This is a genomic window from Actinoplanes sp. NPDC051343 (assembly GCF_044455125.1).
GTDB lineage: Bacteria > Actinomycetota > Actinomycetes > Mycobacteriales > Micromonosporaceae > Actinoplanes.
Genome location: NZ_JBITEL010000003.1, coordinates 209,015 through 222,751 on the forward strand (window position 1 = coordinate 209,015; position 13,737 = coordinate 222,751).

At 71.3% G+C, this 13,737-nt stretch carries 11 protein-coding genes and 1 pseudogene; 6 read left to right on the plus strand and 6 right to left on the minus strand.

The window, feature by feature from the left end; genetic code table 11:
• Positions 1–534 precede the first annotated feature (534 nt).
• The 5 genes from ACIA5C_RS11590 to ACIA5C_RS11610 are packed head-to-tail and all read left to right on the plus strand — an operon-like array spanning position 535 to position 5,607.
• Entirely contained in the window at positions 535–1,317 is a 783-nt protein-coding gene (locus ACIA5C_RS11590; protein WP_396053378.1) for a 2-amino-3,7-dideoxy-D-threo-hept-6-ulosonate synthase, read from the plus strand.
• Positions 1,314–2,495, plus strand: coding sequence for a 3-dehydroquinate synthase II family protein (locus ACIA5C_RS11595; RefSeq protein WP_396053380.1), 1,182 nt, complete (start codon positions 1,314–1,316; stop codon positions 2,493–2,495). The genes ACIA5C_RS11590 and ACIA5C_RS11595 overlap by 4 nt, the downstream gene beginning before the upstream one ends.
• The gene (locus ACIA5C_RS11600) at positions 2,492–3,241 is read left to right on the plus strand and encodes an amidohydrolase family protein (RefSeq protein ID WP_396053382.1); all 750 of its coding nucleotides are present in this window, start codon (positions 2,492–2,494) and stop codon (positions 3,239–3,241) included. The genes ACIA5C_RS11595 and ACIA5C_RS11600 overlap by 4 nt, the downstream gene beginning before the upstream one ends.
• The gene (locus ACIA5C_RS11605) at positions 3,235–4,488 is read left to right on the plus strand and encodes a phenylacetate--CoA ligase family protein (RefSeq protein WP_396053384.1); all 1,254 of its coding nucleotides are present in this window, start codon (positions 3,235–3,237) and stop codon (positions 4,486–4,488) included. The genes ACIA5C_RS11600 and ACIA5C_RS11605 overlap by 7 nt, the downstream gene beginning before the upstream one ends.
• 12 nt (positions 4,489–4,500) lie before the next feature.
• Positions 4,501–5,607, plus strand: a complete 1,107-nt coding sequence (locus ACIA5C_RS11610; RefSeq protein ID WP_396053386.1) for an FAD-dependent monooxygenase — start codon at positions 4,501–4,503, stop codon at positions 5,605–5,607.
• On the opposite strand, the gene ACIA5C_RS11615 is transcribed toward ACIA5C_RS11610, so the two are convergent.
• Complete coding sequence (locus tag ACIA5C_RS11615) at positions 5,577–6,752, minus strand: LuxR C-terminal-related transcriptional regulator (RefSeq protein WP_396053389.1); 1,176 nt, start codon at positions 6,750–6,752, stop codon at positions 5,577–5,579. The genes ACIA5C_RS11610 and ACIA5C_RS11615 overlap by 31 nt on opposite strands.
• A gap of 42 nt (positions 6,753–6,794) precedes the next feature.
• Positions 6,795–7,853 carry an XdhC family protein gene (locus tag ACIA5C_RS11620; RefSeq protein ID WP_396053391.1) on the minus strand — a complete coding sequence of 353 codons (1,059 nt, stop codon included), beginning with the start codon at positions 7,851–7,853 and terminating at the stop codon, positions 6,795–6,797.
• On the opposite strand from ACIA5C_RS11620, the pseudogene ACIA5C_RS11625 reads away from it, so the two are divergent.
• Positions 7,770–8,072 (plus strand): annotated as a pseudogene (locus ACIA5C_RS11625) (2Fe-2S iron-sulfur cluster-binding protein); the annotation flags it as partial. The gene ACIA5C_RS11620 and the pseudogene ACIA5C_RS11625 sit on opposite strands and share 84 nt — an antisense overlap.
• Positions 8,073–8,192: 120 nt before the next feature.
• Here ACIA5C_RS11625 and ACIA5C_RS11630 read toward each other — a convergent pair.
• The 4 genes from ACIA5C_RS11630 to ACIA5C_RS11645 form a co-directional block, all read right to left on the minus strand.
• Positions 8,193–9,353, minus strand: coding sequence for a hypothetical protein (locus ACIA5C_RS11630; RefSeq protein ID WP_396053393.1), 1,161 nt, complete (start codon positions 9,351–9,353; stop codon positions 8,193–8,195).
• Between the two features lie 155 nt (positions 9,354–9,508).
• Positions 9,509–10,390, minus strand: a complete 882-nt coding sequence (locus ACIA5C_RS11635) for a fructose bisphosphate aldolase (RefSeq protein WP_396053395.1) — start codon at positions 10,388–10,390, stop codon at positions 9,509–9,511.
• A 33-nt stretch (positions 10,391–10,423) separates the two neighbouring features.
• Positions 10,424–12,046 (minus strand): methyl-accepting chemotaxis protein, encoded by a 1,623-nt coding sequence (locus tag ACIA5C_RS11640; protein ID WP_396053397.1) that lies wholly within the window; start codon positions 12,044–12,046, stop codon positions 10,424–10,426.
• 77 nt (positions 12,047–12,123) lie between these two features.
• Entirely contained in the window at positions 12,124–13,698 is a 1,575-nt protein-coding gene (locus tag ACIA5C_RS11645; RefSeq protein WP_396053399.1) for a glycoside hydrolase family 27 protein, read from the minus strand.
• Positions 13,699–13,737 lie beyond the last annotated feature (39 nt).

A 13,737-nucleotide genomic window follows, 5' to 3' on the forward strand; every position in this document is an offset into this window, starting at 1 on the left:
CGGATGTCTGCATGTATCTGGCGGACCGATCCGGCCGATCTTGTCGATCGGCGAATGACCCTTTCGGACAGACGTGCGCCCCGACCGGTGGCTCGGTGGCGGCCGTATGCCAGTTTCGCCCGGACTTTTCGGCTCGGCGGCGGGCCGACCCATCCGGGCGACAGAAACTCACCGAGGCGTCGCGGCGCATCTTGACATCAGCCCCGTCAAGAAATCCAGTCGATCATTTTCGATGGGGTTCAGCATCACCCGACGGACGGTCATCCACCCCCGGAATTCATCCGTACGAGTGGCCCAAAAGTCGGGAACCGCAACGGTTCCCGATTCGTCGTGTCCAACCCGGACACGTCTGCGCATGTTCACACGTCCTTTGACGTTGGTCAATGTTTGATAAATCGTGTCGCAGTGCCCGGCACCTACTCGTTCCGGCCTTGGTGACCTGCTTGTTCCGAAATACCTACTCATTCGAGTAGTGGGACCGCGGGACGCCCGTCGATAGCGTGCGAATTGCTTCATGGCAAAAGGGGGAAAGCGGTGCTCGGCAACGAATCCGGTGGCCGCCGGCGACGTCTCGGCCGCCTTTATCGGCATGACCGGTCGAGGCTGCTCGTGGTGCCGCTCGACCACGCGATAACGGCCGGCCCGATCGCGGCCGACCTCGACGACCTGGTCGGCCGGCTGGCCGCCGGCGGGGCCGACGCGGTGGTGCTGCACAAGGGGGCGCTGCGCCGGGTCGCCGCCCACCGGTTCCGCGACCTGGCCCTGGTGCTGCACCTCAGCGCGAGCACCGCGCTGGCCCCCGACCCGGACGCGAAGTTCCCGGTGGCCACGGTCGAGGAGGCGCTGCGGCTGGGCGCCGACGCGGTCAGCGTGCACGTCAACCTGGGCGCGGCGACCGAGGACCGGCAGATCGCCCACCTGGCCGCGGTGGCCGGCGACTGCGACCGTTGGGGCGTGCCGCTGCTGGCCATGATGTACGCCCGGGGTCCCGCGATCGCCGACCAGCGCGCGCCCGGGGTCGTCGCCCACGCCGTGGCGGTCGCCACCGAACTCGGCGCCGACCTGGTCAAGACCGCACTTCCGGGCGACGAGGCGGCTGTCGCCCGGATCGCCGCCGGCTGCCCGGTCCCGCTGCTGGCGGCCGGCGGAGCGGCGGGCCGGCCCGACGCGGTGCTGTCCGCACTGGCCGGCTCGCTGCGCGCCGGCGCCGGCGGTGTCGCCGCCGGCCGCCTGATCTTCACCTCCCCCGACCCGGACGCCGCGATCCACCGCCTGGCCACGCTGGTCCACGGCCGCACCCCGGCGGCGATCCGATGACCGCGCCCACCGGCTCCGCCGCGGCCGGATCGGCCTTGCGTGGGGAGAACTCGCGCGGGGCGAAGCAGTGCTGGCTTGACCTGCGGGAGCTGCCCGGCTGGCGGGCGGCCGCCGCTGAGGAGGCGCTTCACCAGCGCTTCGATGCCGTTGTCGCTTCCGAGGTGGCCGACCTGGAGACGCTGCCACCGACGATCACGCGGGTGCTCGCGCCGATCGGGCTCGATCTCCCGGACGACATCGGCAACGCGGACCTCCTGCTGGTCGACCCGGCAATGCACGGTGATCCGGCGGCGCTCAAGGGCCGCTTCCCGGACGTTCTGGTCGGGGGGCGGCACGAGGTCGTCGACGCGGTGACGCTGGAGCGCGCCTGCGAGGGGGTGCGGCGCGATCCGGTGACGCTGATCCGGTTCCGGGATCCGACGAACATCCCGATGGAGATCGTGCTGGCGGCGGCCGACGGGGCGAGCGGCACGATCGTGACCGCGGTCGACCGGGTCGAGGACGCCGAGGTGCACCTGGCCGTGCTCGAGCACGGGCCGGACGCCGTGCTGCTCGCCCCGGCTGCGCCCGGTGACGCGACCCGGCTCGCCGAGGTGGTGCGCTACCGGCCGGCCCGCCTGGACCTGACCACGTTCACGGTCACCGCCGTGCGGCACGCCGGGCGGGGTGACCGGGCCTGCGTCGACACCTGCTCCTATCTGCGGACCGACGAGGGCATCCTGACCGGGTCGCGGTCGCGGGCGCTGCTGCTCTGCGTCAGCGAGACCCACCCGCTGCCCTACATGCCGACCCGGCCGTTCCGGGTCAACGCGGGGGCGGTCATGTCGTACACGCTGGCCGGGCCGGAGCGCACGCGTTACCTGAGCGAACTGTCGGCCGGCGACACCGTGCTGGCGGTCGGGGCGGACGGGCGCACGCGGCGGGTGACCGTCGGGCGAGTCAAGATCGAGACGCGGCCGCTGCTGAGCATCGAGGCGGTCGCGCCGAGCGGCGAGCGGGCCAATCTCATCGTGCAGGACGACTGGCACGTGCGGGTGCTCGGACCGGGCCCCACCGCGCAAGAACCGGCCGTGCTCAACTCGACCGAGCTCAAGCCGGGTGACCGGATCCTCGGCTACCTGCCCGGGCGGGACCGGCACGTCGGCTACCCGATCGACGAACAGTGCTACGAGCAATGAGCGTCTTCGACTTCCACGCCCGCCTCGTCCCCGGCGGCGGCGACCGGCTGCTGCAGGCGATGGACCGGGCCGGCATCGACCGGGCCGCGGTCAGCGCCGGCGGCCTGATCGGGCTGGACGAGTTGTCGGTGCAGATCACGTACGGCGGACGGGCCGAGACGCCGGCCGACAACGCCGCGGTCGCGCAGGCGTGCGCGCGGTCGGGGGGACGGCTTCTGCCGTTCTACTTCGCGGATCCGCGGCGCGATGCCGACGCGTACCGGAAGGAAGCGGAAGCCTTCCGCGGCCTGGAGATCTCCCCGGCCGTGCACGGGTTCCGGCTGGACGAGCCGGTCGTGGCCGAACTGGTGTCGGTCGCCGTCGCGATGCGGCATCCGGTCTACGTCGTCACGACCGGGCGTCCGGGCTGCCGGCCGGCCGATCTGGCCCGGCTGGCGTTCGAGTTTCCGCAGGCCACTGTCGTCTGGGGGCACTGCGGTCACACCGGGCTGGAGGTCGCCGGGCTGGCCGAGCTGGCGCCCCTGCCCAACGTGGTGGCCGAACTGTCCGGCTGCCTGACCGTGACCGCGCGGACCGCCGTCGAACGGCTCGGCGCCGGTCGGGTGCTGTTCGGCACCGAGTTCCCGCTGCAGCATCCGGCGGTCGAGCTGGCGAAGTGCGCGGCGCTCGGGCTGGCGCCGGCCGACCACGACCGGCTCATGTGGACGAACGCATGCCGTCTGCTGGGGGAGGACACGACATGGTGACACGCCCGCACCTGGGGGACTGGACCGACGCGGTCGGGCTGCGACGCCTGCAACAGGCGCAGCTCGCGCACACGCTGGAGGCCGCCGAGCGGTCGCCGTTCTATCGGAAGCTCGGCCTGTCAGCGCTCGACGACATGCCGCTCACCACCAAGCAGGACCTGCGCAACGCCTACCCGTTCGGGATGCTTGCGGTCGACCGGTCGGAGCTGGCGACCTATCACGAGTCGAGCGGCAGCACCGGCGCGCCGACCGCGTCCTACTACACCGCCGACGACTGGCTCGACCTGGTCGACCGCTACGCCCGCAAGCACGTCGGCATCGAGCCCTCGGACACGTTCCTGGTCCGCACGCCGTACGCCCTGATGATCACGGGGCACCTGGCGCACGCGGCCGCCCGATCGCGCGGGGCGACCGTGGTTCCGGCCGACAACCGGTCGCTGGCCACGCCGTACTCCACCGTGGTGCGGCTGCTGCGCGACCTCGACGTGACGCTCACGTGGTCGCTGGCCGCCGACACGCTGCTGTGGGCGGCCGCGGCCGACCTGGCCGGAATCCGCGACTTCCCGGCCCTGCGCGCCCTCTTCGTCGGCGGAGACCCGCTCAGCCCGGCGAAGCGGGCCCGGATCGAGAAGATCTGGGGCGTGCCGGTGGTCGAGGAGTACGGCGCGACCGAGACCGGCAGCCTGGCCGGCCAATGCCCGCACGGCCGCCTGCATCTGTGGGCTGATCGGGCGATCTTCGAGGTGCTCATCTCGGGCCGCCTCCGGCCGGCCGGGCGCGGCCAGCTGGTGGTCACGCCGCTCTACCGGTCGGCGATGCCGTTGTTGCGTTACAACACCGAGGACGAGGTCGAGGTCTCGCTCGACGAATGCCCGTGCGGCTGGGCGTTGCCGACCGTGCGGGTCCTCGGGCGCACCGCCTTCGCGGCCGGCGAGCTCACCCAGGTCGGGGTCGAGGAGCTGGTGTTCGGGCTGCCGCCGGAGTACGGCGTGCTGTTCTGGCGGGCCCGCCCGGCCGGCAACCGGTTGACGATGCAGATCGAGGTGCCGCCGGAGCACGCCTCGGCGGCCGCGGCTGCGCTTCGGGATGCGGTCGGCGCGGCGTACGGCATCGAAGCCGGCATCGAAACGATGTCGCCCGGTTCCCTCGTGCCCTTCCGGCTGCTGACCGCCGGGCCGGAGCTGATGAAACCGCGCGGGCTCTTCGCGGCGGGTGAGGACTGGGATCGGGCCCTGCGGTACTACTGATCGGGAGTTCGGATGAGGATTGTCGTGGCCGGCGGCGGCATCGGGGGCCTAGCGCTGGCAATCGGTCTCCGGCGCCGGGGCATCCCGTGCGTGGTGCTGGAACGCGACCGGGTGCTCGGCTCGTCCGGTGGCGGCCTGCAGCTGTCGCCCAACGCCACCGCGGTCCTGCGCCGGCTCGGGCTGGGTGCCGCGCTGGGCGGCGCGTTCCGGCCGGCCGGGCGGCAGTTCCGGCGCTGGCGCGACGGCGGGCTCCTCGGCCGGGTCCCGCTGGGACGGGCCGCGCTTTCCCGGTACGGCGATCCGTACGTCACCCTGCGCCGTTCCACGCTGCGCCGGCTCCTGTACGACGTGGTCGCCTCGTCGGTGCGGCTGGGCCGAGCGGTGACCGCCGTCGCCGGGCCCGGCGTGACCCTGCCCGACGGTACGTTCGAACCGGCGGACGTGCTGATCGGCGCCGACGGCCTGAACTCGACGGTCCGGCCCGGCCTGATCGCCGACCCGCTCCGCTTCAGCGGCCACGTGGCCTACCGGGCCGTCGTGCCGGCCTCACTGCTCTCTACTGTGGACGTCATCGTGTGGCTCGGTCCGGGCCGGCATTGCGTCTGCTACCCGATCGACGAGGGCCGGAGTCTCAACGTGGTCGCTACGCTGCCCGCGGCTGTGCCCCCGCGGCCCGCGCGGGGCGTCCGGGCCGACGAGCTTCTCCCGGCGTACGCCGGTTGGGATCCGACCGTGCTCGGGTTGTTGTCGGCGGCCGGTTCGTTCGACCGCCACCCGCTGTTCGAGCGCCCGGCGCCAAGCCCGCGGGCGCGGGGCAAGATCGCCCTGCTGGGCGACGCGGCCCGGCCGATGTTGCCGTTCCTGGCCCAGGGCGCCTGCCAGGCGCTGGAGGACGCCGAATCGCTGGCCGCGCACATCGCCGGATCGGGCGGTCTCGCCGCCTACGCGGCCGAACGTCACGAGCGGGCCGAGCAGGTCGCCGCCGCCTCCCGGGCCGGGGCACACGACAACCACCTGGCGGACGGCGCCGAACAGCGGCGGCGGGACCGGCACCTGGCCGGTCTGACCCTGACCGACATGGACTGGATCTATGCGTCGCCCGGGCGGGTGCCGGCGTGACCGCGGCCGGTGAGACCGGCCAGTTCGACGCGGGAGCTGATGCCGAGCTTCCGGAAGATCTGGCGCAGGTGGTAGTTGACCGTGTGCGGCGAGCGGTTCAGCCGGCCCGCGATCTGCTGGTTGGTCAGTGCCTGCCCGGCCAGTTCGGCGATCTCGCGCTCGCGCACGCTGAGCACGGCCAGGTCACGCGACCCGCCCCGGCGAGTGGGTGCGGCCGGTGGGTGCGGGCGGCGCGTTCCGGTACGCGGTTGCTCGCTGCGCAGCGCCGCCACCACCGGCCGGGGCATCGTCGCCTCGACCGCGGCCCGCACCAGTTCGTGCCGGAACGCCAGCAGATCGGTGTCGCCGTCGAGCAGCCCGGCCGCGATCGCCTCGTCGAGGGCCGGCAGCAGACTGACCAGACCCGAGCGCATCAGCCGGGCCAGGCGAGCGAGCGGGAACCGCCCCCGCAACGTGGTCGCCGCCTGCACCAGGTGCCGGGCGGACGGCGAGAGCAGGGCCACCTGCCGGTGCAGCCGCGACTCGGTACGCCGGGGGAGCCGCGTCGCCACCAGGCTCAACCGGCCGTCCGCGGCCCGCACCAGGCCTTCCTCGCGCAGCCCGTCGAGCAGGTCGGCCAGCGCGCCCGGCCGTCCGGCGGCGACCCGGCAGAGCTGCAGCACGTCCTCGGCCGGGCGGCCGCCGAGCGCGGCGGCGACCAGCGCGGCGACCTCGGCCCCGGTGAGGGGTGGCAGGTGGATGTGGTGGGTCTCGCCGCCGAGCAGATGGTCGGCCGCCAGCGGGTCGGTCTCGATGCGGCCGGTGACCGTGACCAGCACCGGCACCGACTGGGCCAGGCGGTCGAGGGCGGGCCACGTGCCGGCACCGATCCGATGTGGATGATCGCAGGTCAGCAGCAGCGGGCCGGGATCCCGGCGGGCCCGCTGCAGCAGCCGACGGGCCCGGTCGGCGGTGATCCAGCCGATCTCGCCGACCGTGCGCCATCCGCGGTCGCGGGCCCGGACCGCGATCTCGGCCAGCAGGCGGCTCCGGCCGCTGCCCGCCGGCCCCTCGATGACCAGCACCGCCGGCCGGCCCACCGGCAGCGTGCCGAGCAGTTCGAGTGCCCGCCGGATCTGTTCGTCGCGCCCTACCAGAGACACCATGACCCCATGGTGGTCTCGGCTTCTTCCGGGAATCTGCTCGAATCAGGTGATTGACGATCCGTGTATCGGCGTCGCCAGCTCGGTCAGCGGACGACCGGTCCCGCCCGACGACCGCGCGATGATCTCGGCCGCGATCGCCACCGCGGTCTCCTCGGGGGTGCGGGCGCCCAGGTCGAGGCCGATCGGCGCGGACAGCCGGGCCAGCGCACCCGCGGTCACGCCGGCCTCCCGCAGCCGGTCCAGCCGGTCCTCGTGCGTGCGCCGGGAGCCCATCACGCCGATGTACCGGGCCGGGGTCCGCAGTGCGACCTCGAGCAGCGGGATGTCGAACTTCGGGTCGTGGGTCAGCACACAGAGGACGGTCCGCTCGTCGACCGGGGTGTTCGCCAGGTAGCGGTGCGGCCACTCGACGACCAGTTCGTCGGCGTCCGGGAAGCGCTTGCGGGTGGCGAAGACGCCGCGGGCGTCGCAGACGGTCACGCGGTAGCCGAGGAACCGGCCGATCCGGGCCACCGCGCCCGCGAAGTCGATCGCCCCGAAGACGATCATGCGCGGCGGGGTGGCGTACGACTGCACGAACACCGGCACGTCGCACGCGCTGATCGTCCCGGTCGTGCCGGCCGCCAGCATCCCGGCCGCCTGCGCCGCCGCGGAGTGGTCGACCTCGTAGTCACCCAGGCTCCCGCGGGACGTGAACGGCCAGACCACGAGCTGGGCGTTCTCAACCGACGCGGTGGCCACCGGCCGGCCCTCGAGGATCGCCGCGATGACCTGGTCGATGTCGGTCAGCGCGGAGTCCGGCTGAATCAGCACCTCGATGGTTCCACCGCAGGTCAGACCGACCTCGAACGCCTCGTCGTCGCTCACCCCGTACGTCTGGGTCTGTGCCTTTCCGGTGCGGAGCACCTCCTCGGCCGCCGCATAGACGGCGGCCTCGACGCACCCGCCGGAAACGCTGCCGAGCGCCTCGCCCCGGTCGTTCACGGCCATCGCCGCGCCCGGCTGCCGGGGCGCCGAATGCCAGGTGCGCACGACCGTGGCCAGCGCGAACGCGTGCCCGGCGGAGCGCCAGGCGGCCAGGCCGTCCACGATGTCGCGCATAGTGGCACCATCCGTGATCGCCCGGTGCCGCGTCAACAGCGAGTTAAGAGATCGCTTAGGTCGCTGTTGACTTTGCCGCACGTCGGCGCAAGATTCGGCGAAACCCGGAGGGTGCAGCAGTGCCGCGGCCTGGAGTGCGGATTCTGTACGCCCGGGATGATGATGACCGCCCGGGCCCTGCTCAACAACAACCCCGACCCGACCGGCGCCGAGATCCGCGAGGGGTACGACACGGCCCTGACCGTGGCGGCCGCGGCACTGCTGATCGGTGCGCCGGCCGGCCAGACCGTCCCCGGCCGCCGACGACTACTTCAGGCGGCGGCTCGGCGAGAAGGTTCGCTAGGGGTGCCCGGCCGCGTAGCGGTACCGGAGCCGCAGCCCGACCAGGCTGGCCCCGATGAGCAGCCCGAGCACTCCGATGGCCTTGAGTACGGCGTCGAGCACCAGCGTGTGGCCGCTGCGTCCGTCGACCAGCGACGCCACCCCGATGATCACGATGCCGAGGAGCAGTGTCGATGCGCCCACCGCCATCGGGCGCCGGCCGGTGCGGGCCCGGCTCCATTCGCGGAGGTACGGGAAGAGGATGAAGAACACCGGCACCAGCGCGAACAGCCCGGCCACCAGGTACAACGGGGCGAACCGGGGGCTCCACATGGACACCGCGGGGGCGTTCGGAACCTCTTTGGCGTTGACGCCGAGGAAGGCGATGACGAAGCCGACCGAGACGCCGAGCAGGCTCAGCACACCGGCGGCGAACGCGTTCCACTTCTGCCGTTCCTCGTCGCGCCGTCGCTCGCGGACGTCGATCGCGGTGATCTCGGACCGGACGCTGCCGCCGAGCTGACCGAACATCTGGCTCAGCGCTCGCGCCTGCCCGGACAGGTCCATCGCCTCGTACAGGGCGGTGTGGAAGGTCTCGATCCGCATCAGCGGGAACTCCACGCTGAACGTGAGGTCGAACTCCAGGTTGCCGAGGTTGTCGGCCAGCCCTTCCAGGGCGTCCCGGGTCTGTTCGCCTGCGACCTGGGCCTGCCCCGTCATCCGGAACTCGCGGACCTGCCGGTACGAGTCGTGCCAGATCTGCCGGAAGATCGACGCCGTGCCGACCGCGTGGACCGTGGACAGATAGATGCTGTCCTCGACCTCGCGCTGGTGGCCGTACAGCAGCGACACATAGGTGCTGACCACGCCCAGTGTCACCCGGTCGGTGGTGGTCTCGTTCAGCTGTTCGGGGCGCAGGACCCGGGCGAATTCCTTGCTGTACGGCCGGGAGTGCCGGAACAACAGGTTGTCGATCTCGCCGTCCCGGGGCTTGTGCGCATCGGCCGGTGGCGTCACGAAGATCAGCTGATGGCGTTCCGGTAACAGGCCGCCGTTACCGGTGCTCTTCCACCTTTCCCCGGTGTCGGACCCGAAGGGAAAGCCCATCAGGTGTTGGTTGAGTGTGTTGTCGGCGACCTTGAACCGGCCCTCGATTCCCCGATCGAGGATGTCCGACATCGATCCGATGCCCAACGCGGAATCGAGGTCCTTCGTCGTGAAGCTCAGCGTGATGGCGAGGACGACCTGGTTCGACGGCAGTACGAAGAGGGCGGCCTTGGTGGCACGGCCCGATCAGTGGCTGCATCACCCGTTCAAGGGAGCGATTCCGGGGTTCAGGTCGCCGACGCGTCGTAGATCGCGGTGATGGCGGCGGCCAGGGTCCGGTCGAACGCGGCGTCGTCCTGGTCGTGGCGCAGGTCTTCCATCAGCGCGCGGGAGAAGCTCGCGATCAGACCGTGGTTGCGGGTCAGGCGGGCGTCGGCTTCCTGCTGGCTGTAGCCGCCGGACAGGGCGACCACGCGCAGCACCGACGGGTGGCCGATCAGGTCGGCGTAGAAGTCGTCGACCGCGGGGATCGACAACTTGAGCATGACCGGCGACGGCACGCCGGCCAGGCGGTCGAGGATGCCCTGTTTCAGTAGTTCCTCGGCCTTTTCCTGCTCGGGGCTGTGGATGTCGACCTCGGGTTCGAGGATGGGCACCAGGCCGGCGCCGAGGATCTGCTCCGCGTACCGGAACTGCTGGTCGAGGACCGCGCCGACGCCGTCCGGGGCGGCGCGGCTGATGAACGAGCGCATCTTGGTGCCGAAGACCCGGCGTTCGGCGGCCCGTTCGAGCAGCCCTTCGAGGCGGGTGAACGGCTTCATCAGGCGTACGCCGCCGGATTCGTCGGCGAGCCCCTCGTCGACCTTCACGAACGGGACGATGTTCCTGCGTTCCCACAGGTATTGCGGGGTCGGCACGCCGTCGACGTCGCGGTCCATCGTCTGCTCGAACAGGATCGCGCCGAGGATGCGGTCGCCGGTGAAGGCCGGCGCCGTGATGATCCGTTGGCGGAACTCGTGCATGAGGTCGAACATCTGCTCGTCGTCCGCGTACGCCGAGGAGGGCACGCCGTAGAGCTCGAGCGCCTTGGGGGTGCTTCCGCCGCTCTGGTCCAGCGCGGCGAAGAAGCCGGCTCCGTGCGCGATCTTCGATTGCTGTTGCTGATCCATGACTCCCATCCTGACACCGCCGCCGGGGCGGCGTCAGGCGCGGAAGCGGGCGACCGCGCCCTGCAGCCGGTTGGCGACCTGGGCCAGCTCATCGGCTGATTGTTTGGTGTCCTCGACCCCGCGGGCGGTGTCCCGGGCAGCCGAGGCGACCCCGGTGATGTTGGCCGCGATGTCGGCGGAGGCGGTGGCGGCCGCGTTGACGTTCCGGTTCATCTCGGCCGTGGTGGCCGTCTGCTGGTCGACGGCGGAGGCGATGGTGGCCTGGAAGTCGCTGATCCGTTGGATCACCGCGGCGATCTCGGTGATCGCCTCGGTGGCGGCGCCGGCGTCGGCCTGGATGGTCTGCACCCGGCGGCCGATGTCCTCGGTGGCCTTGGCGGTTTCCTGGGCGAGGTCCTTGACCTCGGTGGCGACGACCGCGAAGCCCTTGCCGGCGTCCCCGGCCCGGGCGGCTTCGATGGTCGCGTTGAGGGCGAGCAGGTTGGTCTGCTCGGCGATCGAGGTGATCACGTTGATCACGTTGCCGATCTCGGAGGAACTGGTGCCGAGCTTCGAGACGGTGGCGGTGGCGGCTTCCGCGCTGTGCACCGCGGACGTGGCGACCTGGGCCGCTTCGCTCGCGTTGGTCGCGACCTCCCGGATCGAGGCGCCCATCTGCTCGGACGCGGCCGCCACGGTCTGCACGTTTTCCGAGACGGTGCCGGCCGCCTGGGAGACGACGTCGGCCTGGGCCGAGGTCTGTTCGGCCGCGGCGGCGATGCGGGTGCTCGTGGTCAGCAGGTGGTCGGACGAGTCGTTGAGGGAGCCGGAACTGGTGATCAGCGTACGGATCATGTCGCCCAGCCCGTCCAGGGCCCGGTCGAGTTCGCCGGCCATCCGGCCGAGTTCGTCGCGTTGACGGACGTCCGCGCGCGTGGTGAGGTCGCCGGCGGACAACGCGCCCACCACCGCCGAGACGCGCGCCAGTGGCCGGCCGATGAGCCGGGTGACCAGCATCGACAGGGCGACGGCGAGCGCGACGCCGATCACCAGCGTGAGGGCGATGTTGCGGATCGCCGCCGCGGACGCGTCCTGCGCCCGCTTCTGTACGGCCGAGCTGCGCGTTTCGATGGACTTCGCGAGCGCCCCGGTCACGTCGACGATCTTGAAGTAGAGGTCCCATGACGGGCCCATGATCATGGCGCGGGCCTGTTTGACCGCCTGCGAGGTGTTCTGCCGGTAGGTCGCGGCGATCTTGTCGTCCTGGGCCACCAGCTGGTCGAACATGCTCTGCAGGGAGGCGAGTTGGGCCCGCTCCCCGGCGGTCAGGTACTGCGTGTGTGCCGCCGCCAGGTTGGCCTTGATGTCGGCCACGATGCCGAGGAAGCCTTTGCGGTTGTCGGTCTGCGGATCGACCGCCTTGGCGCCGCCCCAGAAACTCGCGTCCCAGGCGTAACTGATCTGGTAGCCGCTGAAGTCGGCGTTGTTGGTCTTCAGCGTGTCGATCTCGTGGCCGACGATGCGCAGGTCGGCGAGTTGCTGGACCAGATGTCGCTGCGCGATGGTCGACTGGTAGCCGGTCGTGGCGACCGCCAGGGTCACCACGACCAGTACCGTGGCCAGGACCGTCAGCTTCGTGGTGACCTTGCGGTCCGCGAACCAGCGTGTCAACTGCATCGTGCGTTACCCCCGTGCGCGGCCTCTTCTCCCAATCATCTGCGCATTCCGGGCGGTATGGGTGCGGAACGCGAGGATCAGCGGAGCTGCCAGTCCTGGTTCGAGCCGCCGTTGCAGGTGAACAGCTCGGCCAGGGCGCCGTTGGCCCGGCCGGCGTCGTTGTTGCCGCCGATGATGTCGAGGCAGAGGCCGGACTGAACGCCGGTGATGGTGCCGTCCGGGTTGAGCCGCCACTGCTGGTTGGTGCCACCGTTGCAGGTCCAGATCGTCACCTTGCTGCCGGAGGCGCTGCCGTTGGCGTCCAGGCACACGGTGCCGTTGTAGGCCCGGAGCTCGCCGGCGGCGGTCGGGGTCCACTTCTGGTTGGCGCCGGTGTTGCAGTCCCAGTTCTCGACCGCGGTGCCGTTCGCGGTCTCGTTGTTGTAGACGTCGAGGCAGCGGTTGGCGACCGAGCTGACCAGCTGCCTGGCCACGCCGATGCTGGTGCCGCTGCCCGGCGAGACCCGGTACGCGACCACGCCGTGCCCGGGCACCGAGGCGCTGATCGAGCCGGTGGTGGTCGTGACCACGTTGGACCACAGGTTGGTCAGCTTGTACTGCGACGAGGCCGCCATGCCGACCGCGGACGCCGAGGTCGAAATGGTCGCGCGCCCGGCGTTCTCGTTGAACAGCGTGACCGCCACGTCGCCGCCGGCCAGCGGCTTGGCCAGCACGTCCAGTCCGCCGGTGGTGGTGACCGGTCGGCCCTGCACCCCGGCCGAGTCCTGGTCGACCCCGATCACGCCGGCGTTGCGATAGATGCCGAGCGTCTGCGGCGTCGCGTTGCGCAGGTCGGCACCGATCAGCAGCGGCGCCGCCATCGCCGACCAGAGCGTGAACTCGGAACGGTCCTCCTGGTAGGACATGCCGTTGCCGATCTCGAGCATGTCGGGGTCGTTCCAGGCGCCCTTGGAGGCGTACGGGTAGAGCCCGACGTTCTGGTGGTAGATCGACAGCATGCTGTTGTAGTTGGCCTGGATGTCATCGGTGGTCCGCCACAGGTTGCCGGTGCCGGCGCCCCACGTCCACACGCTGTCCTGACCCCACTCGCAGAGGCTGTAGACGATCGGCCGGCCGGTGGCGGCCAGCGCGTCGCGCATCGCGTTGTAGCGGACCTTCCAGTCGACGCCCTGGTTGTTGCAGTTGTCGTACTTGAGGTAGTCGACGCCCCAGGCGGCGAAGTCGGCCGCGTCGGTGGTCTCGTGGTTGAGGCTGCCCGGGTAGCCGGCGCAGGTGGCGGTGCCCGCGCTCTCGTAGATGCCGAGTTTGAGGCCTTTGCCGTGCACGTAGTTGGCGACCGCGGTGATGCCGCCCGGGAACTTGGCCGGGTCGGGCACGAGGTGGCCGGAGGAGCTGCGGGACGACGACATCCAGCAGTCGTCGATGTTGACGTACTGGTAGCCGGCCGCCTGGAGGCCGGCCGCGGCGATCGTGTCGGCGGTCTGCTCGACCAGCTGGGCGTTGACGTTGCAGCCGAAGGTGTTCCAGTCGTTCCAGCCCATCGGCGGGGTGAGGGCGAGACCGTTGCCTAAGGCGGCGGCGGGGGCAGCGGGGATGAGGACGGTAGCCGCGACGAGAGACGCGGCGGCGAGGACATGCCGGACTGAGCGCATTCGTGCACCTCGATGTGTGTCCGTGTGGGAACACGTCTC